Annotated in this window: 18 protein-coding genes; 11 read left to right on the forward strand and 7 right to left on the reverse strand. The window is 73.6% G+C overall.

Going from position 1 to position 22,417, the window contains the following annotated elements; all coding sequences use genetic code 11:
• Nucleotides 1-77 precede the first annotated feature (77 nt).
• Together ACWIX7_RS25080 and ACWIX7_RS25085 are read right to left on the reverse strand one after the other, a co-directional pair.
• A complete protein-coding gene (locus tag ACWIX7_RS25080) occupies nucleotides 78-743 on the reverse strand; it encodes a response regulator transcription factor (RefSeq protein ID WP_448619114.1) in 666 nt (221 codons plus the stop codon).
• The gene (locus tag ACWIX7_RS25085) at nucleotides 734-1,405 is read right to left on the reverse strand and encodes a sensor histidine kinase (protein WP_448622189.1); all 672 of its coding nucleotides are present in this window, start codon (nucleotides 1,403-1,405) and stop codon (nucleotides 734-736) included. The genes ACWIX7_RS25080 and ACWIX7_RS25085 overlap by 10 nt, the downstream gene beginning before the upstream one ends.
• A 205-nt stretch (nucleotides 1,406-1,610) precedes the next feature.
• Between ACWIX7_RS25085 and ACWIX7_RS25090 the strand changes: the two genes are divergently transcribed.
• Nucleotides 1,611-2,708 carry an Hsp70 family protein gene (locus ACWIX7_RS25090; protein WP_448619115.1) on the forward strand — a complete coding sequence of 366 codons (1,098 nt, stop codon included), beginning with the start codon at nucleotides 1,611-1,613 and terminating at the stop codon, nucleotides 2,706-2,708.
• A 645-nt stretch (nucleotides 2,709-3,353) separates the two neighbouring features.
• Here the strand turns inward: ACWIX7_RS25090 and ACWIX7_RS25095 are convergent.
• The 4 genes from ACWIX7_RS25095 to ACWIX7_RS25110 form a co-directional block, all read right to left on the reverse strand.
• Nucleotides 3,354-5,174 carry an asparagine synthase-related protein gene (locus ACWIX7_RS25095; protein WP_448619116.1) on the reverse strand — a complete coding sequence of 607 codons (1,821 nt, stop codon included), beginning with the start codon at nucleotides 5,172-5,174 and terminating at the stop codon, nucleotides 3,354-3,356.
• A complete protein-coding gene (locus ACWIX7_RS25100; RefSeq protein WP_448619117.1) occupies nucleotides 5,171-5,908 on the reverse strand; it encodes a lasso peptide biosynthesis B2 protein in 738 nt (245 codons plus the stop codon). The genes ACWIX7_RS25095 and ACWIX7_RS25100 overlap by 4 nt, the downstream gene beginning before the upstream one ends.
• Entirely contained in the window at nucleotides 5,874-6,074 is a 201-nt protein-coding gene (locus ACWIX7_RS25105) for a hypothetical protein (RefSeq protein WP_448619118.1), read from the reverse strand. Before ACWIX7_RS25105 ends, ACWIX7_RS25100 begins: the two co-directional genes overlap by 35 nt.
• 306 nt (nucleotides 6,075-6,380) lie before the next feature.
• On the reverse strand, nucleotides 6,381-6,623 hold the full coding sequence (locus ACWIX7_RS25110) for a hypothetical protein (RefSeq protein ID WP_448619119.1): 243 nt from the start codon (nucleotides 6,621-6,623) through the stop codon (nucleotides 6,381-6,383).
• A 497-nt stretch (nucleotides 6,624-7,120) separates the two neighbouring features.
• Between ACWIX7_RS25110 and sbnA the strand changes: the two genes are divergently transcribed.
• From sbnA to ACWIX7_RS25140, 6 genes are all read left to right on the forward strand, one after another.
• Nucleotides 7,121-8,158 carry a 2,3-diaminopropionate biosynthesis protein SbnA gene (gene sbnA / locus ACWIX7_RS25115; protein ID WP_448619120.1) on the forward strand — a complete coding sequence of 346 codons (1,038 nt, stop codon included), beginning with the start codon at nucleotides 7,121-7,123 and terminating at the stop codon, nucleotides 8,156-8,158.
• A gap of 79 nt (nucleotides 8,159-8,237) precedes the next feature.
• Nucleotides 8,238-11,114 (forward strand): Pls/PosA family non-ribosomal peptide synthetase, encoded by a 2,877-nt coding sequence (locus ACWIX7_RS25120; protein ID WP_448619121.1) that lies wholly within the window; start codon nucleotides 8,238-8,240, stop codon nucleotides 11,112-11,114.
• Nucleotides 11,115-11,128: 14 nt separating this feature from the next.
• On the forward strand, nucleotides 11,129-11,914 hold the full coding sequence (locus ACWIX7_RS25125; RefSeq protein WP_448619122.1) for a hypothetical protein: 786 nt from the start codon (nucleotides 11,129-11,131) through the stop codon (nucleotides 11,912-11,914).
• Nucleotides 11,863-13,005, forward strand: coding sequence for an amino acid adenylation domain-containing protein (locus ACWIX7_RS25130; protein WP_448619123.1), 1,143 nt, complete (start codon nucleotides 11,863-11,865; stop codon nucleotides 13,003-13,005). The genes ACWIX7_RS25125 and ACWIX7_RS25130 overlap by 52 nt, the downstream gene beginning before the upstream one ends.
• 102 nt (nucleotides 13,006-13,107) lie before the next feature.
• A complete protein-coding gene (locus tag ACWIX7_RS25135) occupies nucleotides 13,108-13,410 on the forward strand; it encodes a hypothetical protein (RefSeq protein WP_448619124.1) in 303 nt (100 codons plus the stop codon).
• Between the two features lie 6 nt (nucleotides 13,411-13,416).
• Entirely contained in the window at nucleotides 13,417-14,052 is a 636-nt protein-coding gene (locus tag ACWIX7_RS25140) for an acyl carrier protein (RefSeq protein ID WP_448619125.1), read from the forward strand.
• Between the two features lie 56 nt (nucleotides 14,053-14,108).
• Here ACWIX7_RS25140 and ACWIX7_RS25145 read toward each other — a convergent pair whose 3' ends face one another.
• Nucleotides 14,109-15,149, reverse strand: a complete 1,041-nt coding sequence (locus tag ACWIX7_RS25145; protein ID WP_448619126.1) for a CPBP family intramembrane glutamic endopeptidase — start codon at nucleotides 15,147-15,149, stop codon at nucleotides 14,109-14,111.
• A 323-nt stretch (nucleotides 15,150-15,472) separates the two neighbouring features.
• On the opposite strand from ACWIX7_RS25145, the gene ACWIX7_RS25150 reads away from it, so the two are divergent.
• The 4 genes from ACWIX7_RS25150 to ACWIX7_RS25165 all read left to right on the forward strand — a co-directional run bounded on the left by ACWIX7_RS25150 (nucleotide 15,473) and on the right by ACWIX7_RS25165 (nucleotide 22,328).
• Entirely contained in the window at nucleotides 15,473-16,984 is a 1,512-nt protein-coding gene (locus ACWIX7_RS25150; protein WP_448619127.1) for a carboxylesterase/lipase family protein, read from the forward strand.
• A gap of 259 nt (nucleotides 16,985-17,243) precedes the next feature.
• Nucleotides 17,244-17,945 (forward strand): Crp/Fnr family transcriptional regulator, encoded by a 702-nt coding sequence (locus tag ACWIX7_RS25155; protein WP_448619128.1) that lies wholly within the window; start codon nucleotides 17,244-17,246, stop codon nucleotides 17,943-17,945.
• 286 nt (nucleotides 17,946-18,231) lie between these two features.
• Nucleotides 18,232-18,828 carry an RNA polymerase sigma factor gene (locus ACWIX7_RS25160; protein ID WP_448619129.1) on the forward strand — a complete coding sequence of 199 codons (597 nt, stop codon included), beginning with the start codon at nucleotides 18,232-18,234 and terminating at the stop codon, nucleotides 18,826-18,828.
• 326 nt (nucleotides 18,829-19,154) lie between these two features.
• Nucleotides 19,155-22,328 carry an ATP-binding protein gene (locus ACWIX7_RS25165; protein WP_448619130.1) on the forward strand — a complete coding sequence of 1,058 codons (3,174 nt, stop codon included), beginning with the start codon at nucleotides 19,155-19,157 and terminating at the stop codon, nucleotides 22,326-22,328.
• Nucleotides 22,329-22,417: the final 89 nt, after the last annotated feature.

Below are 22,417 nucleotides of genomic sequence, written 5' to 3' on the forward strand. Positions count from 1 at the left end.
ACGCCCGGCGCTCCGGCCGGGCCGTGCGCTCACGCTAGGCCCAGCCGCGGGCCGCGCCAACCCCCCTGCAGCCGGGGTCAGTCCTCGTCGCGCTGAGCCCGCAGGTAGGTGAGGACGGCCAGGACCCGGCGATGGTGCTCGGTGGCGTCCTCGGGCAGCCGCAGCTTGCCGAAGATGCTGGCGATGTGTTTCTCCACCGCCTTGGGCGTGACGAACAGCTGGGCCGCGATCCCGTTGTTCGACCGGCCCTCGGCCATGAGCCGCAGCACGTCCAGTTCTCGTGGCGACAGTGACTCGACGGCTCCCTTCTTCTCACCGCGGGGGTGCTCGACCAGGCGTTTGGCCAGGACCGGTTCGATGACGATCTCACCGGCTTCGATCCGGGCGAGCGTGTCGCTCAGGACGTCGACGCTGCCGACCTTCTCCTTGAGCCGGTAGCCGATGGACTCGGTCCCGATCTGCAGGATCCGCATCAGGTAGTGGGACTCGGCGTAGTGGGAGAGGAACAGCAGCCCCATGTCGGCGTGCAGGGCCCGGAGTCGTTCGGCGGTCACCAGGCCGCCGTCGGGCCCCGGGGGCATCCGGATGTCCAGGATCGCCACGTCGGCCCGTTCGGTGTCCAGCAGCTCGACCAGCGCGTCCCCGTCGGCGGTGGAGCCGACGACCTCGTGGCCCGCGGCCTCCAGCAGCATGAGCAGCCCCTCACGGAACAGGGCGCCGTCCTCGGCCAGGGCTACTCGCACGGGATCCTCACCGTGATCCTCCCCGAGTCGGGCGCCTCTGCGACGCTGACCTGGCCACCCAGCCCCTGTACCTGGCTCAGCACCTGGACGGCGTGCCGGACCGGCACGCCATCCAGGGAGACGACGAGCACCTCCCCGTCGCGGCGCAGCACCACCTCGACCGGCGGCCCCCCGGCCTCGAGCAGGGTGAGGCACTGGGTGACGGCGAAGTAGACGGCCCCCTCGACCTCCGGGCCGAAGCGCTCCGCCGGTGCCACGACGTACACGGGCACGGCAACGCGGTCGGCGAACTCGCACAGCGCCGGGCCCAGCCCGGCCTGGTCCAGCAACGGTGGGTAGATCTCCCGTGAGACCTCCCGCAGCTCCTGCAGCACCGTGTGCAGCTGGTCCTGCAGGTCGTCGATGGAGAGCCGGACACCCTCCTCGTCGTCCGACAGCCGTTTGCGGACCACGCCGAGCCGCGGCACGAGTGCGGAGATCTGCAGGGACGCGCCGTCGTGCAGCCGGCGCTGCAGGCGCAGCCGACGCAGCCAGTGGTCGCGCACGACCTGGCGGGTGCCGGCCGACCCGAGGTCGACCGGTTGCGACGGCGCCCCGTTCCCGGCAGCCCGTTCCGGGGCCGCGGCACCCGTGTCGTCCGGCCACTGCGCAGGCGTGTACATCACCAACAGATCCTCCGGCCGGGCCGGCGCGGCCGGAATGGGGTGCGCCCCATCCCCGGGGTGGGGTAGACCCCCGAGTTCGCTCCGTGACGGATCGCTCGTGGCCCACCCCGCGCCGCCGGCGGACGGACCGCACGGCCAGCCCGCCTCGTTACGCTACGGCCGGCGAGGAAGTCTGCCGCCCGCTGCCTTCCCAGGGGGCGCTGTGGGTTACTGCCTCGGGGTGGACCTCGGGACGACGTCCGCCGCGGCCGCGGTCGCGGACGGCGTTCGCGTGGAGGTGTTCCCGCTCGGGGATCGGTCGCCGGTGATGCCCTCGGTCGTCCACGTCCGGGACGACGGGGCGCTGGTCGCCGGTGACGAGGCCGCGAAGCACGCCGTGAGCGACCCCGACCGGGTGGCCTCCGAGATCACGCGCCGGCTGGGGAACCCGACGCCGGTGGTGCTCGGCGGGACCTCCCTCCCGGCCACCGACCTGCTGGCCGCGCTGCTGCAGGAGGTGGTCGCCCGGGTCACCGCGCAGCAGGGCCTCGAACCCGAGGTCGTGGTCCTCACCCACCCGGCCAACTGGGGTCCCTTCCGGCAGGGGTTGTTCGAGGAGGTGCCGCAGCTCGTCGGCATCCCCGACGCACGGACGATCACCGAACCGGAGGCGGCCGTCGCCTACCACGCCGCCACCCGGCAGCCGGCGACGGAGGAGACCATCGCCGTCTACGACCTCGGGGGCGGCACGTTCGACGCGGCGGTGCTGCGCCGGAACGGTCGCAGCACCGACGTCCTCGGCACGCCCGAGAGCATCGAGCGTCTCGGCGGTGCCGACTTCGACGAGGCGGTCCTCTCCTTCGTCGACGACGCCACCGGTGGGGCGCTCGCGGAGCTGGACAGGGGCGATCCCCGGGCCGCTGTCGCCCTCGCCCGCCTGCGCCGGGACTGCACCCTCGCCAAGGAGGCGCTGTCCCTCGACACCGAGACGGTCATCCCGGTGGTCCTGCCCGGGATCCGCCTGGAGGTCCGGCTGACCAGGGAGCGGTTCGAGGAGCTGGTCCTCGGTCTGGTCGAGTCGACCATCACCACGTTCCGGCGGGCACTGTGCTCGGCGGGGGTCTCCCCGGAGGTGCTCTCAGCGGTGTTGCTGATCGGCGGCTCGTCGCGGATCCCCCTGGTGGCCCGGCTGCTCTCGCGCGAGCTGGGGCGTCCCCTCGGAGTCGACCCCCGTCCGGACCATGCCGTGGCCCTGGGAGCGGCCGCGTCGTGGCACCTCCACTCCGCTGCGCACCCGCAGCCCCCCCGCGGACGGCCGTGACGGGCCGGCCCGGGAGGTCGCCGGTCGGGTGCTGCTGGCGGAGACGGCGGCGGGGCGTCCGGAACGGGAGTCGAGGTCGCGGGCCGACCGGCCTCGGTGGAGCGGCTGCGCGCGAGGTGCGCGTCGAGGACGACGTCGATCCGGGCGCTGCTCCGCTGGACGGCGAGCCGGGTCGCCGGCGTGTCCTCGACCCGCTGCTGGTGCCGGGCCTCGGCACGCTCATCGCAGGCGCGCCGGAAGGCGACGCGCAGTCCGGTCGAGCGGCTGCCGGTCTCCTGCTGCTCGCGAGAGCTCTCGGCGACCGCGGTCTCGACGGCTTCGTCCCGTGGTCCGGGGTCCTGCGCCACCGGCGGGGCGGCGCGCCGCGCGAGCTGCCGGGACAGGTGCCACGCGGTGCAGTCGTCGCAGTAGGCCAGCCAGGTGCGCGAGTGGCGCAGGCACGGCAGGGGAGCGGACATGGCGGGTCCTCGATGTGGAGGGGGCGTCACCGCTCTCGTCCGGGAGCCGCGAACCGGTCTCCGGTCCAAGAACGCTGAGACCAGGGTCGCCGGGTCCGGGGTCACCCGACATCCGGCCAACCCCCCACCTGCCGGCGCGAGCCCCCGTTCCGGAGCGGGGGAGGACCCCCCGGGCCGAGGGGGGCGGTCACGTGGCCGCCCCCGGCGGTCCGGCGCCTCGGCGGTGCCCGGCGAACGGCAGGCGCTGGGATGGCAGGACGCCGTCGTGCGGGCTCCGCCCCGCCTCCTGGAGCAGCCACCGCGCCAGGGTCAGCGCGAGGTTCAGCGAGTGCAGCTCCGGAACGCGGAGGCCACCGACAGCACCGCGGTCGAGGACGGCCGCCAGCGCCTCGGCGTCCAGGATCCCCCGGTCGACGACCGCGGGATGACCGACCAGTTCGACCAGTTGTCCCCGGTTGCGCAACAGCCCGCGGTAGTAGACCTCGTTGAAGTGCCCCTTGCGCCGGCGCGTCGCGATCGGGTCGGGCAACGTGCCGCGCATCGCGGCGCGCAGCAACGGCTTGCTCGGCGTCGGATCCGGGCGGACGCTCGCGACGGCCCGCAACCCCGCCTGCAGCACCCGCCGGTCGAGGAAGGGGTGCGAGACGACCAGGCCGAGGGGGTGTGCCACCGCCCACCGGACCGGGTCCCCGGTCCGGCCCCGGATGCCGGCCAGGGCGGACCCGACGGCGGGTGTCGGGTGGAACGCGGCCCCGGACGCCGCCTGCTCCGCGATGCGTTCCGCCAGGGCCGTGCGCCGGGCGAACTCCGGCCTGACCCACGCCGGGACCTCGGGTGCGCGGCGGCGCCGACGGGCGAGCAGCGGGTCGAACCCGTAGGGCCGTAGCACCGTCCACGGGTCGGTGTTGTCCGCCGCCGCCCAGCGCCGCACCTCGCGCCAAGCCCGAGCCAGCCGCCAGCTGCGCAGGTCCGCTGCGAGGTGGAAGGGATGGGTGTCGAGGATCTCGTCGGCCCCGACGCCGGTGAGGACCCGTTCGGCACCGGCCTCGAACGCCGCGAGGGTCAGGGCGCGGTCCATCCCGATGCGCCACAGCCCGGGATACGGCTCGTCGTGCTCGGGCGGGTCGGCGAAGGCGTCGAAGTCCAGCAGGTGGTCCCCGTCGAGCCGCACCGACCGCAGGCGGGGCGCGATGCCGAGCGCGGAGTCGACGTACGGCGTCTCGCGCGCGAGCAGGCCCAGTTCCCGGTACACGACCGAGAGCCCGGCCACCAGCGTGCACCGGCCGTGCGCGGCGGCGTCGGCCGCGCAGCGCAGTACGGCAGACGAGTCCAGCCCGCCGGAGACGTGGCACGCGACGTCGCCGATCGCGCGTTCCCCCACCGCGGCGACGAACACGTCGCGGAAGTCGGCCGCGGCACCGGAGAGCGTGTGACCTCGGACGGGAGCGACCTCCAGCGGGGCGAACAGCGGACGGACGGCTGTCGTCAACGCGGGGATCTCGACCTGGAGCGCCGCGCCGGCCGGGACCCGCTCGACGCCTCGGAAGGGCGTGCTCGTCCCGGCCGGCTCGTTGAGCGGGAACTGGGCGGCGAGGTAGCCGGCGAGGTGGTCGTCGTCCAGGTCGGCCGGCCGACCCCGCAGCCGGTGGAGCGTCGCCAGGTCGGTCGCGACGACGACCTGCTCGCCGAGACGCTCGTGGTAGAGCCGGTGCCCTCCCATGGGGTCACGCACGGCGAGGACCCGACCGGAGGTCCGGTCGTACAGCAGGAACGCGAAGTCGCCCTCGAGCGCCGCGAGGCCGGTGCGACCCCCCCGGTGGTAGACGCGAGCGATCCGCTCGGCGTCGTCGGGCCGGCCCGGTCCCACGTGCAGGTCCGCGCGGTAGTGCAGCTCACCCAGGAGCAGCACCGTGACCCCGCCGCCGCTGGCGCCCGTGACGTGCCGGCCCGTGGCCGTCAGCGCCGCGCCGGTCGGACCGATCGTGGCGACCAGCACGCCGCCGCTCATCGGTAGCGGGCCACGGGCTGGAACGCATCGCAGAGGTCGGGGAGGTCGCCGAGGACGACGTCGTCGTCCACGAGGCACCAGGTGTGCGTGGCCAGCGGGTAGAAGCTCAGACCGAGCACCACGGCAGCCGGCAACCCCGCGGTCCGTGCCTCAGCCAGGCAGACCACGGCCCGTTCCTTGCACGTGTGCCCCAGGGCGCTGCCCGTGGCCGAGCGGCGCACCCGTCGGTCGATCTCGACCGTGGAGGCTCCGTCCGGAGGGTCCCGGAGCGGCAGGGCGGTCCACCACCGGAGGGTGCGGGACCACCCCGCCGTGGCGAAGCAGAACCGCGCGGCCGCCAACAGGGCCCAGGTCCTCAGGCGGAGGTGTCCCACCCGGCGCAGGAGGGACAGCACCGCGACGACGAGCGGATCGACCCGCCTGTCGCGCCGGATCGCGCTCTCGGTACCGATGCCGGGGGGCAGCTCCGCGAGGAGGGCGTCGAGGTCGGCCGCGACCTGCTGCTCGGGGACCCGGTACCGCCGGGCGGCGGTGAGCACCGTCTCGGTGCGATCACCGCGCGACAGGCCGACGAGGAGCTCCGCGGCGAGCGGGTCGACGGCGTAGAAGGAGCCGGCGAGGTCCAGGAGCCTGCCGCTGCCGTCCGGGGCCCGGACGAGCAGCAGGTCGGGGCGGAGGCGGATGGCCCCGCCGGCGAGCTCAGGGCTCCATGTAGTAGCCGGTGTAGCCGTCATGGGCCTTGCCGAACATGCCCCCGCGGACCAACCTCGTCGCGGGGCCGACGGAGAAGGCCCGCGGCCGGGAGTACTCCCGCTGCTCGGGAGCGTCCCGTTCCGTGCTCTCTTCGAGAGCAGCCGACCGGTCAGGGCCGTCGTCCAGCGGTACATCGGTGACGGGCACGGGGGCCTCCTGGTGGGGATGGGACGGTCGGCCGGCCCTGTCGACGAGGAGGCGGGCCTCCCGTCATCGGGGCGACTGTGACCAGGGACGTCCACGCCCGGCCCTGGCTCGGCGGGCGAGGTCACAGGCCACAGGACCATCGTCACGACGGCCGGGGCGGGCACGGAAGAGGGCGGCCCCTACCAGGGGGTGGGGGAGACCCCACCTCCCCGGGAGGGCTGACGCCGGCACCGCGACCGTCGCGATGGGGACGTCGCCGACGTGGGTGGCGGTCGTGCCCGACGGGACGGCGGCCCGCGTCGGTGATCAGGAGGCCGGCACGCCGACCGTGCGGCCCGCGGGCAGGTCGACGTCCCAGCGCCGGGGATCCGACAGCTCCAGGTAGAGGTCCAGCACGGCATCGACCCGGGCCCGCTCCCGAGCGACGGCGGCGCGGTGGGCGGGGGTGTCCTTGGCCTGCTGGGCGAGCCGGGCAGCGACGAGGTCGGCACCTGCCTGCACGAAGTCGGGGCGGAGGTCGTCGGCGGGGCTGAGGGCCAGCGCGTTCATGGGTGTCTCCAGGGTCCGATTGCCGGGGCGGGCCGGTCGAGCGGGGCGACGTGGTCCCGTGTCGTCCTGCTGACACGAGGGTGGCGGTAACCCCGGGCCCGGGCCATCGAGCCAACCCCCGGACGGGTGTGACCCACCCCCGGTCGCGTCGTGGGGGCAGCCCCCGCGGACGGAGTGAAGAGCCGGACCAGAGGAGGCCCGGGTCGGTGCGGGGCCGGCGGCTGCACCGGGACAGGGGAACCGCAGGCGACCGGGACGGTGACCGGAGCGCGGCCGGTGCGGCTCCGTCCCTCCGGTTGCGGCCCCTGAACAGGCATCCCACCGCGGTGGTGGGGACTCCCGGTGGGGGCCCGCCCCCCTCAGGACATGGGGGCGAGGCCGCCGGTTCTCGGGAGAGCCCGATCGATCCCCCGTTCGCCTCGCCGCAGTCTCGCTGTGAGGGCAGCTGATCCCTCTCCCCGGACCCACATCCCGTGCCAGCACAGTAGGGGACCGACGTGCCCGTCATCTCCGCTCCGCACGAGTTCGACGAAGAGGACCTGTACGTCGAGCTGAGCTCCGTCTTCGGACGGTCGCTCTTCCTCAAGTGCGAGGGCTTCAACTTCGCCGGGTCGGTCAAGGTCAAGGCCGCCACCCGGATGGTGGAGCTCGCCGAGCGCCGCGGCCTGCTGAGGCCCGGATCGATCCTGGTGGAGTCCTCCTCGGGCAACCTGGGCGTGGCCCTGAGCATGATCGCGGCCAGCAAGGGCTACGGGTTCCGATGCGTGACCGACTCCCGGTGCAACCTGTCGACCCGGCTGCTGATGGAAGCGCTGGGCGCCGAGGTGCACGTGGTCACCGAGCCCCACCCGGTCACGGGCTTCCTCGGGGCCCGGATCGAGTACGTGCAGGCGCTGTGCGCCTCCGACGACCGGTACGCCTGGCTCAACCAGTACGACAACCCCGGGAACTGGGGAGCCCACTACGAGACGACGGCGCCCGCGATCGCCCGCCAGTTCCCCGGGCTGGACGTGCTGTTCGTCGGAGCGGGCACGACCGGCACCCTGATGGGCTGCGCCCGGTGGTTCTCCGAGCACCGTCCCTCGGTGCACATCGTCGCCGTGGACGCGGTGGGTTCGGTCTCCTTCGGTGCCCCGCCGGCCCGCCGGATGATCCCCGGCCTGGGCATGGGGGTCCGCCCCCCGATGCTCGACCGATCCCACGTCGAAGACGTCGTCTGGGCCGAGGAGGCCGACACCATCCGGACCTGCCACCGGCTGGCCCGGCGCGGCTTCCACTTCGGCGGCTCCACCGGGCCCGCGGTCAGCGGCGCGCTGGACTGGCTGGCCCGCCACGACGCGGAGGGGCTCACGGCGGTCACGATCGCCCCGGACCTCGGTGAGCGCTACCTCGACATCGTTCACCAGCGCACCTGGGTCCAGGACCTCTTCGGCGAGCTCGCGCTCCGTCCCGACGAGGGAGCCGAGGTCGCGCCGGCCGTGCCCGAGCCACGGTCCCCGGAGTCCCCGTCGCCCGTCCTGTCCGCGCTGCGGTGAGGCGGCCAGAGCACACGTGACCACAGATCCCCGGGCACGTGCCCGGACCGCCCCTCCACCGACGCGAGGAGTTCACGACGTGGGACATCCGAACGAGGTCGCAACGGCCGCCCCTGCAGCGGTCCCGGCCGTCCAGGACGAACACGCCCCCACGACCGGGGACGTCCAGGCCTTCCTGGCCGGGCTGCTGGCAGACCTGATGGGCGTCGAGCGGGTGCCCGCGGACAGCCACTTCTTCGAGGACCTGGGCGCCGACTCGATGGTGATGGCGCGCTTCTGCGCCCGGGTCAGGAAGCGGCCGGACCTGCCCTCGGTCTCGATGCGGGACGTCTACCAGCACCCGACCGTCTCCGGACTGGCGACGGCCCTCGCGCCGGCTCCGGGGTCTCGGGCCGGCGCACCGGTCGAGGCCGAGCTGGCCGCCGTCCTGGCCGAGGTCCTGGGCGTGGACGCGGTGCCGGTCGACAGCCACGTCTTCGACGACCTGGGCGCCGACTCCCTGGTCATGGCCCGGTTCTGCGCTCGCGTCCGCAAGCGGCCCGACCTGCCCTCCGTCTCGATGCGGGACGTCTACGCGCACCCCTCCGTCCGGAGCCTGGCGGCGGCGTTCGGCGCACCCCCGCCTGCTCCGGCACAGGCGCCGTCCCCGGCCGCGGCACCGGTCGCTGCGGCACCGGCGAGCACGCTCCGCTGCGGGCTGGTCGGGTCGCTGCAGGTCCTGGTCTTCCTCGGGTACCTGTACGCCGCCGCGGTCGTCGCCGACTGCGGCTTCGACTGGATCTCCGGGGGTGGGGATCTGGTCTCCCAGTACCTGCGGGCGGTCGCGTTCGGCGCCATGACCCTCGGCGGCACGGCGGTCACCCCGATCGTCGCGAAGTGGGTGCTGATCGGTCGGTGGACGCCGCAGGAGTTCCCGGTCTGGAGCCTGGTGTACGTCCGTTTCTGGGTGGTCAAGACGCTCGTCCGCAGCAGCCCGCTGCTGCTGTTCTTCGGCGGCTCGCCGCTCCACGTGCTGTACCTGCGGGCCCTCGGGGCGCGGATCGGCCGCGGCGTGACGATCCTCGCCAAGCAGGTGCCCGTCGCGACCGACCTGCTCACCATCGGGGACGACACGGTCATCCGACGGGAGTCGGCGTTCCCCTGCTACCGGGCGCACGCCGGGCTCATCCAGATCGGCCCGGTCACCATCGGCCGGGACGTGCTGGTCGGCGAGGCGACGGTGCTGGACATCGACACCTCGATCGGCGACGGCGCCCAGCTGGGCCTGCGTTCCACGCTGCAGCGTGGCCAGGCCGTGCCCGCCGGCGAGCGCTGGCACGGGAACTCGGCGCAGCCGACCGAGGTCGACCATCGAGTGGTGCCGCCGGCTCCGTGCGGCACCCGCAGGCGGGTCGTCTACTCGCTGCTGCAGGTGCTGTCCGTCGTCCTGGTGACCCTGCCGCTCGGCATCGGCGGCCTCTCCATGCTGCTCGTCCTGTGGCCGGAGATCGGCGCGCTGCTGGACGCCGGTCCGCTCGCGTTCACGGAACCGGCGTTCTACCTCCACGCCGCGGAGATCTCCGCCGTCCTGTTCTCCGGCGGGGTGCTGCTCGGCCTGCTGGCCGCGACGACGGTCCCTCGCGTGCTCAACCTCGGAATCAGGCCGGACCGGATCTACCCGCTGTACGGCTTCCACTGGGCGCTCCACAAGGGGATCTCGCGGCTGACCAACCGCAAGTTCCTGACCGGCCTGTTCGGCGACAGCTCCTACATCGTGCACTACCTGCGGTGGATCGGGTACGACCTGTCGAAGGTCGTGCAGACGGGGTCGAACTTCGGCACCAACGTGATCCACGAGAGCCCCTACCACGTCACGGTCGGCACCGGGACGATGGTCGCCGACGGGCTGACCGTCGTGAACGCCGATTTCTCGGCGACGTCCTTCCGGGTCTCCCGGGCGTCGATCGCGCCGCGCAGCTTCCTCGGCAACGGCATCATCTACCTGCCGCAGTCCCGGATGGGTGAGAACTGCCTGCTCGCGACCAAGGTGCAGCTCCCGATCGAGGGGCCGGTCCGCGAGAACGTCGGGCTGCTCGGGTCACCGGCCTTCGAGATCCCCCGTTCGGTCGAGCGGGACGGCACCTTCGACCACCACAGCAGCGACGAGGAACTGCCGGGCCGGCTGGCCGCCAAGAACCGCTACAACCTGCGGACGATCGGGCTCTTTCTGCTGTTCCGGTGGAGCTCCTACTTCGGGATCACGCTGCTCGGGCTCGCCGCTGCGGACCTGCACCACAGCGTGGGCGCGCTGGCGATCTTCATGGCCGAGCTCGGCGCCCTCCTGTTCACCATCGTCCTCGGCGTCCTCGTTGAGCGGGCGAACCTGCGGTTCGGCCGGTTGCGACCGCAGTTCTGCTCGATCTACGACCCCTACTTCTGGTGGCACGAGCGCTACTGGAAGCTGATGTGGAACCCCGCCCTCTTCAACGGCACACCGATGAAGGGCCTGGCCTGGCGGCTGGTGGGGGTCCGCGTCGGCCGCCGGCTGTTCGACGACGGGTGCGACATCCCGGAGCGGACGCTGGTCACCATCGGCGACGACTGCACCCTCAACGCCCTGACCTGGCTGCAGGCGCACTCGCAGGAGGACGGCGCCTTCAAGTCCGACGCCATCACCCTGGGGTCGGGCGTCACCCTGGGCCTGTCGGCCTGGACCCACTACGGCGTGACGCTGGGCGACGGCGCCGTGCTCGCCGCCGACTCCTTCCTGATGAAGGGCGAGGAGATCCCGCCGGGCGGGCACTGGGGCGGCAACCCGGCCCGCGCGATGCCGGAGGTCCCGTCGGCCCCGCCGGCCTGCACCGACCGCCCCACCGCCCCGGTGCCGCCGCCGCGGACCGGGAACCCGACCCCCGTGCCCTCGTCCGACGGAGGTCGCCCTGCGGCCGCCCCATCCCTGACCCCGGCCCTGCAGTGAGGAGGACCCACCCGATGACCACGGCACCGACCGAGGCCGGCCTGGCCTTCTGGCGCGAGGTGTTCCTCGCCGGCGGCTCGACCGCGATCCCGCGCTGGACCCGCGACCCTCGACCGGGCGTCGCCCGGCTCGAGACGACGCTCCCCGGCAGTCTGACGGTGGCCCTGCGCCGCCGGGCCATCGAGCTCGGGGTACCGCTGCGGTCGCTGTTCCTGGCCGCGCACGCCCGAGTGCTCGGCGCACTGTCCGGGGAGGCCGACGTCGTCACCGGCTACGTGGCCGGCACCGGGGACCACCCGGTGCCGTGCCGGCTGCCGGGGGACGCCGGGTCGTGGCGGCAGCTGGTGCGGCACGCCGCCGAGGTCGAGGCCGGGCTGCGGGCGCACCGGGGCGTCCCGCTGGACGACCTGCGGAGAGAGCTGGACCTGACCGGTCCGGTGTCCGAGGCGGTCGTCGACCCTGGTGGCGACGGCGACCTCGGCGGGGAGGCCGTCCTGCGGGTGGGCGTCCCCGGCAACGGGTCCCGCCTCGCGCTGCGGTACCGCACGGACGTCTCGACGCCTCCGCCGCCGCCCGGATCGCCGGGTACCACCGTGCGGCGCTGGCGCTGCTCCCCGCCGACCCCGACGCCGACCCCGGACGGCAGAGCCTGCTGTCCGCCGCGGAGCTGCGGTTCCAGCTCGACGGGCTGGCCGGTCGGCACCGCGAGCTGCCCGACCGCGCGGTCCACGAGCTGTTCGAGGAGCAGATGCGCCTGCGCCCGGACGACGTGGCCGCCGTGCACGAGGACCGCCAGCTGACCTACCGAGAGCTGGACTCCCGCGCCAACCGGGTGGCCCGGTCCCTGCTGGCCCGCGGGCTGCAGCGCGAGGACGTCGTCGCGGTGGTCACCGAGCGCGGCCTGGACTGGCTGACCGTCGTCCTGGCCGTGTTCAAGGCCGGGGGCGCGTGCCTGCCGGTCGAGCCGCACTTCCCGGCCGACCGCATCGCCCGGGTGCTGACCCGCGCCGGGTGCCGGCTGGCGCTCACCGAGCCGGGCAGCATCGCCTCCCTCGACGCGGCCCTCGAGGGAGCGCCCGGCGTGGAGGTGCTGCGGATCGGCGCGGCCGTGCAGGAGGGCCACCCCGACGAGGACCTCGGCATCCCGGTCGCCCCCGACCAGCTCGCCTACGTCTACTCCACCTCCGGCTCCACCGGCGAGCCCAAGGGGGCGATGTGCGAGCACGCGGGCATGCTCAACCACCTCGTCGCCAAGATCGACGACCTCGGGATCGGCGCGGAGCTGACCGTCGCCCGGGTCGCGCCGCAGTGCTTCGACATCTCGCTGTGGCAGCTGCTCTCCGCGGTGCTGGTCGGCGGGCGGACCCTGATCGTCTCCCAACAGGTGGTCCTCGACGCCGAGCGGTTCGTCGACCGGATCGTCGAGGGACGGGTCGGCGTCCTGCAGGTCGTGCCGTCCTATCTCGAGGTGCTGCTGACCTACCTCGGGGCGCAGCCCCGCGCACTGCCCGACCTGCGCTGCGTGTCGGTCACCGGCGAGGCGCTGAAGAGGGAGCTCGTGCAGCGCTGGTTCACCGCGCAGCCGGGCATCGCGCTGGTCAACGCCTACGGGCTGACCGAGACCTGCGACGACACCAACCACGAGGTCATGCACGGCGTGCCGGCCACCGACCGGGTGCCGCTGGGCCGCCCGATCGCCAACGTCGAGGTGCGCGTCGTCGACGAGCACCTGCAGCCGGTGCCGCTGGGCGCGCCCGGGGAGAACGTCTTCTCCGGGATCTGCGTCGGCCGCGGCTACGTCGACGACCCCGAGTGGACCCGGGCGGCGTTGTTGCCCGACCCCTACCGGCCGGGCCGGCGGCTGTACCGCAGCGGCGACTCCGGGCGCTAGCTGCCCGACGGCGAGCTGGAGTTCCTGGGCCGGCGGGACGCCCAGGTCAAGATTCCCGGCTTCCGGATCGAGATCGGCGAGGTACAGAACACCCTGCTGCGCGTGCTCGGCGTGCGCGACGGCGCGGTGGTCGTCGCCGGGGCGGCCGACCGGAGCAAGCACCTGGTGGCCTTCCACGCCGCCCCCCGGCCGATCGAGGCGGATGTGCTGCGCGCCCGGCTGGCCGCGACGGTGCCGGGCTACATGGTGCCGCGGGCCTTCCACTGGCGGGAGTCCCTGCTGTTGACCGCCAACGGCAAGATCGACAGGAAGGCGCTGACGGCCCTGGTCGAGGAGGTCGCCACCGTGGACGGGAGTTCCGCCGTCCCGCTCACGCCGACCGAGCAGCGCGTGGCCGCCGCCTGAGCGCAAGTGCTCGGCATCCCGGCCGACCGGATCGGCCGGCGGGACTCCTTCCTCGACCGCGGCGGCACATCGCTGTCGGCCGTGAAGCTGGCAGTCGCGCTGGACCGCGCCGTCACGCGCAGGGACCTCGTCAGCCACCCGGTCCTCGCCGATCTCGCCGAGCTGGTCGACGAGCGGACCGGCACACGAGCCGCTCCCGACCCGACCGACTTCCCCGGGACAGGGGAGGGACCAGGTGACGTCGTCCTCGCCCTCGCGCTTGGGTCCGGGACGCCCACGCTGACGTCCACCGGCCGCCGAGGTGGCGACATGTCGTGCGCCGCCACCGTCGGTGTCATCCGTCCCGGTTCTCCGGGTCGCACCGTCGCGCGCCGACTGCCCGACGACGGCCAGGTCCCCGTGCACGACCGCGATGCCCGGACGGTGACGACGACGGTCGAGGCGGGAGCGGGACCGGTGCGGCTCCCCGCGGACGCGGCGGAGCCGGCGACGCGGAGTGAGTCGGCGGAGCGGGTCCGCGTGGCCGGTGGAGGACCCCGCGCGTGCGCCCCGTACAGGAGGAACAGGGCCGAGGCGACGCGCGAGGCGTCAGCCCCCCTCGTCGCCGGGGGTCTCCCCCCGCTCGAGAACGGGGGCTCCTGACGGCAGGGCGGGGGTCAGTGCGATGTCGGGCGGGTCCGGGCCCGGCGATCCTTATCTCAGGGGAAATCGACACCACCGCCGGCCTCATCCACCCGAGGGCCGCGAACACCGGAAGAGGGCTCGTGATGAACACCTACGACCCTGCAGACAGCATCGTCTACGTGCACATGGCTCCGGAGTCGGACCCGTGGAGCCGCCCGGTGGTCCAGACCCGGCGGTGCACCACGCTCCCGACCGGCTATGCGAACCAGTCCCCGCGGACCCGGTTGCGGACCGACAGCAGGCCGGTCGGGACGCTGTCCCGCCGCTCGCGTCAGAGCGCGTGACGCGGGAGTCTCCGGGATGACGACGGGCACGGGACGCACGCACACGCTCGCGTCCGTGTCACTCGTCGCCGACGTCGGTGCTGCCCACCTGGCTCGCTCCGCCACGTGGGAACGACGACGTCGGCCACCGGAAGCGGCCCGCCCGTGGCGCCTGCTCCGTCCGTCTCGCCACGCGCGGAGGAGCCCGGTGGCCACGGCTGCGACGCTCAGGACCGCGGCCACGGGCGCCGGGTCGAGGTCCGGCCCCGCACCGGGCAGCGCCGCGGTGGCGACGTTGAGGCCGGCGTGCATGACGACGGCGGTCGGCACGCAGTGCCCGGAGCCCGCGTACACCTCGACGATGAGGACGCGGGCGGCCACCGTTCCCAGGCACTGCCACACGATCCACCCGGCGTCGCGCCCCACCTGCAGGTACGGCACCAGGTGCCAGGCAGCCCAGACCGCACCGAGGACGAGCCCGGTGCCCGCAGTGCCGAGGCGGAGGAGCACCCGGTCGGTGAGGTAGGCGGTCCAGCCCACCTCCTCGGCCAGTGCCGCCGCCAGGTAGACGACGACGAGGAGCGGCACGGCAGCCGGTGGCACCGGCGCCGGCGGGAGTGTCCCCGACCCGTGGTCGAGGAGCGTCGCGAGCAGGACGAGGGCCGGGAGCAGGGCGACGGCGGCGACCCAGCCGGCGTACCGGGCAGCCGGGACGTCGACGGAACGGCGCCACAGCGTCGCCGCCTGCGCGCGCCCGCCCTCGACAGCCGCCAGCACCGTCGCGATGATCATGGGGCAGACGAACCAGCGCGCTCGTCGGCAGCAGCAGCCCGAACCCGTCCAGCTGGGCCGACCTCAGCAGCAGCCAGAACGGCGGCGACGACGAGATCAGCACGGCGACGAACACCGCCGACCGTGCCCCAGCAGGCCATGTCCCAGCAGGCCATGTCCCACCAGGCCACGAGCTCCGGAGCGGCGGAGGGCGGGGGGTGCTCGTGTCCACCGGTCACCTCGACGCGCCGAACTCGGTCCAGGGGCCCCGGTACAGCATGCCGAGGCGCCGCACGCAGCGGTGAGCCCCGGTGCGTGCACGACGGGGGCTAACGTCCGCGGGTGTGACGGCGACGACACCGACGGTCCAGACCTCCGACGGCACGGTGCGCGGCATCACCCGCAACGGCGTGCACGCCTTCCTCGGCATCCCCTACGCGGCTCCGCCCTTCGGCCCCCGGCGGTTCGCCGCGCCGCAGCCGGCCGAGCGCTGGGACGGGGTCCGGTCGGCCACCGGGTACGGACCGACGGTGCCGAAGCCGCCCTACGCGCCGCCCTACGACGTCCTGCTGCCCGAGCCGCAGATCCCCGGCGAGGACTGCCTCAACCTCAACGTCTGGACCCCGGACCCGGGCGCGTCAGGGCTGCCGGTGTTCGTGTGGATCCACGGCGGCGCTTTCGTCAACGGGTCCGGGGCGGTCCCGGTCTACGACGGCACGGCCTTCGCCCGCGACGGCGTCGTGTGCGTGACGATCAACTACCGGCTCGGCGTCGACGGCTTCCTGCAGTTCGCCGACGACGGTCCGGCCAACCGCGGCCTGCTCGACCAGGTGGCCGCGCTGCACTGGGTGCAGGAGAACATCGCCGCCTTCGGAGGCGACCCGGCCCGGGTCACGATCGGCGGCGAGTCGGCCGGCGCGATGAGCGTGGCGTCCCTGCTGGCCATGCCGTCGACGCGGGGGCTGTTCCGCCAGGCCGTGGCACAGAGCGGCGCCGGGCACCACGCGCTGACCGCGGCCACGGCGACCAGGATCGGCGGCTACCTGGCCGAGGGGCTGGGCGTCCCGGCCACCCGGGAGGCGCTGGCCGCCGTCCCGGTCGACCGGCTGATCGCCGCCCAGCAGGGGCTGGCCGCGGAGGTCGCCCTCATGCCCGACCCCGGGCGGTTCGGCGAGGTCGCGGCCAACCTCCTGGCCTTCGAGCCGGTCATCGACGGCGACGTGCTGCCCGACCTGCCGATCCGGGCCATCGCGAGCGGAGCGGGCCGCGACGTCGCCGTCCTCGTGGGCGCCAACCGCGACGAGCAGCGGCTGTTCCTCGTGCCCAACGGGGTCGTCGACATGGTGACCGACCAGCTGCTGCAGCTGGCCGTCGCCGGGTACGGGGTGCCGGTCGACCGGGCGCTCGAGGTCTACCGCGCGGCTCGCCCCGGGGGGACGCCGGGAGACCTGCTGGCCGACATCGCCACCGACTGGTACTTCCGGCTCCCGGCGATCCGGCTGGCCGAGGCGGTGACGCAGCAGGGAGGGGCCGCCGGTGGGCGCGCCTGGGTGTACGAGTTCTCCTGGCCCTCACCGCAGTTCGGCGGCCGGCTCGGCGCCTGCCACGCCCTCGAGCTCGGGTTCACCTTCGACACGCTGGAGCACGAGGCGCACGGCGCGCTGATGGGCACGGCCGCCCCGCAGGACCTGGCCGACGCGATGCACGGTGCGTGGGTCCGCTTCGTCACCGACGGCGACCCCGGCTGGGCGCCCTACGACGTCCGACGCCGGCCGGTGCAGGACTTCGGTGCGCAGGTGCAGGTGGTCGAGGATCCGCGGGGAACCGAGCGCGCCCTGTGGGACGGGATCCGCTAGGTGCACTGACCGGAGACGTCGGTCACCCGGCGGGTGCGCGCGTCGTCCGCCACGCGTTCGCGGTAGAGGGCAGCGAGGCCGCCGGGCGCCGACGGATCGGCGTCGGACGACGGTCCGGGCGTGGTACGGGCACCTCGTTCCCAGTTGCCTCGGTGGCGGCTCCCCTCACCGTGCGTGAGTCGAGGGCGGGTCCGCCACCCCGGATCGGCAGTACGGTGCTCAGGGTGGACGGGCCGTCCTCGGGGCCGGGGATCGCGTCATGAGGCCGCAGCTCGCCCTCCACCAGGCGGCGGAGGTGCTCGGGTCGACGCACGTCTTCGGCGCGCTCGACCAGCCCTCACTGCTCGACCTGGCCGCGGGCAGCAGGCAACGGACCTACGGCCGGGGGCAGTACCTCTGGTACCAGGGTGACCCTGGAGATCACCTGGTCGTGGTCTGTACGGGCTTGGTCAAGGTCGTGCTGACGTCGGAGCAGGGCGACGAGATCGTGCTCGTCACCCTGGGTCGGCACGAGACCGTCGGCGAGCTCGCCATCCTCGACGGCTCACCGCGCTCGGCATCGGTCATCGCCGTCGAGCCGACGACCGTGTTGATGCTGCCGCGGGCGGCGGTGCTGGAGGCGATGGCCGCCCATCCGGCGGTCCTCGACGCCGTTCTCCGCTCGCTCGGGCAGCTGGTCCGCCGGCTGACCGAGCAGACCGGCGGCCTCGTCTTCCTCGACCTCGCAGGTCGTGTCGCGAAGGTCCTGCTCGAGCTCGCGCAGCGCCATGCACGGGACGACCAGCACACGGTGCTCGACGTCGGGCTGTCGCAGTCCGACATCGCCGCGATGGTCGGAGCGACCCGTCCCGCGGTCAACCGGATCCTGCAGCTCTTCGCGTCCCGAGGCCTGATCTCGGTGGACGGCCGCGTGATCGTCCTCCGTGATCCCTCTGCGCTGCGCCGTCGCGCCGGCATGTGAAGCACCGGGGCCCGTCGTGGCCCGTGCGGCAACCGGTGCCCGGCCCGTACCGACACACCAGCTGTCATCCGGATGACAGCTGGCGTGTCCGCCGGTTGGCAGCCCGGCGCAGGCCCCGGCCATAGCGTCCTCCCCGCAGCCAGACCCGGTGCAGCGCCACGACCACCACGACGGTCCTCGATCTGCTGTGGAGGCCGGCGTGACCGCGCCCAGGCTGTTCCACCCACCCACGATCCGCTGATCGTCCCGCATCGAGCGGATCCGTCGAGAACGGGACTGCTGCGCGATGGCCACACAGCTCCGCCCCACGACTGCGCACGCCGCTCGCGGATGCGACAACGCCACGTTGCTCGCCCGGGTGGCCGAGGGTGATCAGTCGGCCTGGAGACGACTGATCGACGAGTACGACGGCCTCGTCCGATCAGTTGCCGCGTCGTTCCACCTCCAGGCGGCGGACGTCCACGACGTGGCGCAGACGACCTGGATGCGCCTGCTCCAGAACGTGCGGACCATCCGCGATCCGGAGCGGCTGGCGGGATGGCTCTCGGTCACCGCGTCGCGGGAGGCCTTGACGCTCCTGCGCCGGTCCTCTCGGCAGCGCCCACTGCCCATGGCCGACGAGACGCCGGATGCCACGGCCGATCCGGAGAGGGACGTCGTCGACCGCGACCAGGCACGGGTCCTGTGGGCCGCCGTGGCCGAACTCTCGCCGCGGCAGCAGCGTCTGCTCATCGCCCTCTTCCGGGAGGAGCTGGACTCGTACAACGACGTCGCGGCCACGTGCGCCATGCCCATCGGCAGCATCGGCCCGACGCGGGCACGCGCACTGTCCCGCCTCCGGAGCAAGCTCGCCGACCGCGGCCTGGATCCGGCCGCCTCCTGATCCCTGATCACCGACGACGAGGCCGTCAGGCGGATCCGCCCCTCGATGTCGGTCTTGGTCGAGCCGACGACGTGGCTCGACCCACGATGGCCGGCCGGGGCGGCGACGAGGCAGAACTGGAGCCGGCGAGCGAGCAGGTCGACCCACCGTCGCCGTAGGGAGCACGGTGCCGTGGTCCAGCCGTGTCGCTCGGCGCCGGAAGGCCGGAGCGCGGGCCGGAGCCGGTGCCCCTGCGGCAGGGGCACCTCCCAAGGGGACAGCGCGCCGATGGGGTCTCGGGTCTCGGACCTCTTGAAGTCAGGGACGACATCGGTAGCGTCGTGTCGGTGGCGGCTCCCCTCGCTCCGGTCGGGCCCGGAGCGAGGCCGCCGGCACCGGACGTCCGCAAGACGGTCACGATCCTCTTCGCCGACCTCGTCGACTCGTCGCGGCTGAGCCTCACCCTCGACCCGGAAGCGCTCCGGAACCTGCTCGCGCGCTACTTCGACGAGATGAGCGCCATCGTCGGGAAGCACGGCGGAACCGTGGAGAAGTACATCGGTGACGCGATCATGGCAGTGTTCGGCGTACCCACCCTCCACGAGGACGACGCCCTGCGCGCGGTGCGGGGAGCCGTCGAGATGCGCGACAGGCTCACCATCCTCAACCGCGATCTGGAGGCCGGCTGGGGTGTCCGGTTGGCCAGCCGGATCGGCGTCAACACCGGCGAGGTGATCGCGGGCGACCACCGGCAGGGACATCTGTTCGTCACCGGAGAGGCCGTGAACGTCGCCAAGCGCCTCGAGGAGGCGGCGAAGGCGAACGAGATCCTGATCGGCAGGTCGACGCACAGGCTGGTGCGCGATGCAGTCGACGTCGAGCCGAGCGGGCCACGCGCCCTCAAGCACGGAGAGGTGGTCGACGCCCTGGTCGTCGTGCACGCCCGCGCGCACGCCCCCGGCCTCGCGCGCCACTTCGAGTCACCCTTCATCGGGCGCCAGGGCCCGCGCGCCGAGCTCAGGACCGTGTTCGGCCGGACGGTCAGCCAGAGGAGCTGCCACGTGCTGACCGTGCTCGGTGACGCGGGCGTGGGGAAGTCGCGGCTCGTGCGGGAGTTCACGGCCGAACTCGCCGGCGACGTCGTGGTCCTGCACGGTCGCTGCCTGCCCTACGGCGAGGGGATCACCTACTGGCCCCTGGCGGAGATCGTCCGCGGGATCACCCGGGCCAAGGGGGTGGAGCCCGACGAGCAGTCCGCGGCCACGATCGCGGCGCGGCTCGCCGCGGGAGAGCTCGCCGGTGAGGAGAAGGCCCAGCTGATCGCCCAGCGCGTGGCCGAGGCGCTCGGGCTCGGCAACGCGGGAGGAGGGACGAGCGAGGAGACCTTCTGGGCGGTCCGGAGGCTGTTCGAGGCGCTGGCGCGAGCCGGGCCGCTCGTCATCGTGGTGGACGACCTCCACTGGGCCGAGCCGACCTTCCTCGACCTGGTGGAGCACGTCGCAGACTTCTCGCGCGGGTTCCCGATCCTCCTCGTCTGCATCGCCCGGAGGGATCTGCTGGAGATCCGCCCGGGTTGGGGGAGCGACAAGCCCAACGCCACCTCGATCCTGCTCGACCCACTGAGCGACGCGGAGTGCCGTGAGCTGGTGTTCAACCTGCTGGACCGCGCGCCTGTGCCGCCCGCTGCCGCATCCATGATCGCGGGCTCGGCCGAGGGCAACGCGCTCTTCGCGGAGGAACTCGTGGCGATGCTCGTCGACGACGGGCTGCTCACGCGTGAGGAGGACCGCTGGGTTGCTCCGTCGGATCTCTCCGAGCTGCCCGTTCCCTCGACGATCCACGCGGTCATCGCCGCCCGTCTGGAGGGCCTTCCGGCCGACCAGCGGGCCATCCTGACGACCGCGGCAGTCGAAGGGGTGGTGTTCCACCGGGGTGCCGTCGGCGAGCTCGCCCACCCCGCGCTCGACAGGGCGCTCGAGGACGGTTTGCAGACGCTGGTCCACCGAGACCTGATCCGCCGGAACGCGGCGGACTTCGCCGGCGAGGAGGCCTACCGCTTCCGGCACGGTCTGATCCGCGATGCCGCCTACCGCTCACTGCCGAAAGGCGATCGGGCCGACCTGCACGAGCGCTACGCGGGCTGGCTCGAGACGATGGCTGTTGACCGCTCGCGCCTGCGCGAGTTCGAGGAGATCGTCGGCTACCACCTCGAGCAGGCATTCCGGAACCGCGTAGCCCTCGGCCCGCGCGACGCGCGCGCGGCCTCGCTCGCTGCACGGGCGTCCGAGCGGCTCGAGGCGGCAGGACGACGGGCGCTCGCTCGCAGCGACCTGCCTGCGGGGATCGGCCTGCTCGAGCGGGTGACGGGGCTGCTCCGGCCTGAGGACCCGAGGCGGCCGCTGGTGCTCGCCGAGCTCGGCGCCGCGATGACCGAGTGCGGCCGGCTGGCCCAGGCCGGGCGCGTGCTCGACGAGGCGGAGCGGCTGGCTGTGGCCGCGGACGACGCGTGCGCGGCGTCGCACGTGCTGGTCCAGCAGCAGTTCCTCCGGCTCCTCCACGTCGAGGAGGGCGGGACCGAGGAAGCTGCTCGGGCGATGGCCCTGGTGATCCCCGTCTTCGAGCGTTGTGCGGACGACCTCGGCCTGTGCCGTGCACGGCGGCTCGAGGCATGGCTCCACTGGAACGAGGCGCGTGCCGAGGCGGCGGCAGCAGCGTGGGAGCGCGCAGCCGCGCACGCGCGCCGGGCAGGGGATCGTCACGTGCGGAACGAGATCCTGACATGGGTGGCGTCCTCGCTGTGGTTCGGTCCGACACCCGCCGATGAGGGTGTGCGCCGCTGCGAGGCGATGCGCGAGGAGGTGCGCGAGAGTCCGGAGTCCGAGGCGGCAATCCTCCGTCACCTCGCCGGACTGCACGCGATGCTTGGTCGCTTCGGCCTCGCCCGTCGGCTGCTGGCGACGAGCAACGCCGCCTACGCGGACCTCGGCCTCACCCTGAATGCGGCGACGTCCCAGAACGAGGCCGTCATCGAGCTGCTCGCGGGCAACCCGGCAGCGGCCGAGCAGAGCCTGCGCGCGGGGTGTCGCGCGCTGGAGGAGATGGGGGAGCGCATGTTCCTCCCGACGACCGCCGCTTTCCTCGCACGCGCGATCCTCGAGCAGGGGCGCGATCTGGAGGCCGAGGCACTCGCAGACCTCAGCGCCCGGCTGGCCGGGCCCACCGACCTGCTGTCGCAGGTCCTCTGGCGGGGGGTCCGCGCGCGCGTGCTCATCAGGCGTGCAGAGCTCCAGGAGGCCGAGGCGCTGGCGCGCGAAGCGGTGACACTCGCCGGAGCAACCGACTTCCTCAATCACCGGGCCGACGCGTTGCTCGATCTGTCACACGTGCTCGAAGCCTCCCGCAGGGGCGGCGAAGCCGTCACCGTCGCGGCCAAAGCGCTGCACCTGTACGAGCGCAAGGGGAATGTCATCTCCGCAGCCGCAACCCGACTGCGTCTGGATGAACTCCACAAGAGGACATGATTGCGATGGTGTACGCGGGGTCCACCGCGTACAGGTGACACCTGTGAGCCGCGGGGCTCGGATGGGCGGTGAGGCGATGACGTCAGCCG

Source organism: Geodermatophilus sp. URMC 65, assembly GCF_053502545.1.

Bases quoted from the DNA above. Each gene is read 5' to 3' on its own strand.
- ACWIX7_RS25085 (WP_448622189.1), bottom strand. From the start codon at position 1,405: ATGTACACGCCTGCGCAGTGGCCGGACGACACGGGTGCCGCGGCCCCG.
- ACWIX7_RS25095 (WP_448619116.1), bottom strand. From the start codon at position 5,174: ATGAGCGGCGGCGTGCTGGTCGCCACGATCGGTCCGACCGGCGCGGCG.
- ACWIX7_RS25100 (WP_448619117.1), bottom strand. From the start codon at position 5,908: ATGACGGCTACACCGGCTACTACATGGAGCCCTGAGCTCGCCGGCGGG.
- ACWIX7_RS25110 (WP_448619119.1), bottom strand. From the start codon at position 6,623: ATGAACGCGCTGGCCCTCAGCCCCGCCGACGACCTCCGCCCCGACTTC.
- ACWIX7_RS25125 (WP_448619122.1), top strand. From the start codon at position 11,129: ATGACCACGGCACCGACCGAGGCCGGCCTGGCCTTCTGGCGCGAGGTG.
- ACWIX7_RS25130 (WP_448619123.1), top strand. From the start codon at position 11,863: ATGCGCCTGCGCCCGGACGACGTGGCCGCCGTGCACGAGGACCGCCAG.
- ACWIX7_RS25145 (WP_448619126.1), bottom strand. From the start codon at position 15,149: ATGATCATCGCGACGGTGCTGGCGGCTGTCGAGGGCGGGCGCGCGCAG.
- ACWIX7_RS25155 (WP_448619128.1), top strand. From the start codon at position 17,244: ATGAGGCCGCAGCTCGCCCTCCACCAGGCGGCGGAGGTGCTCGGGTCG.
- ACWIX7_RS25160 (WP_448619129.1), top strand. From the start codon at position 18,232: ATGGCCACACAGCTCCGCCCCACGACTGCGCACGCCGCTCGCGGATGC.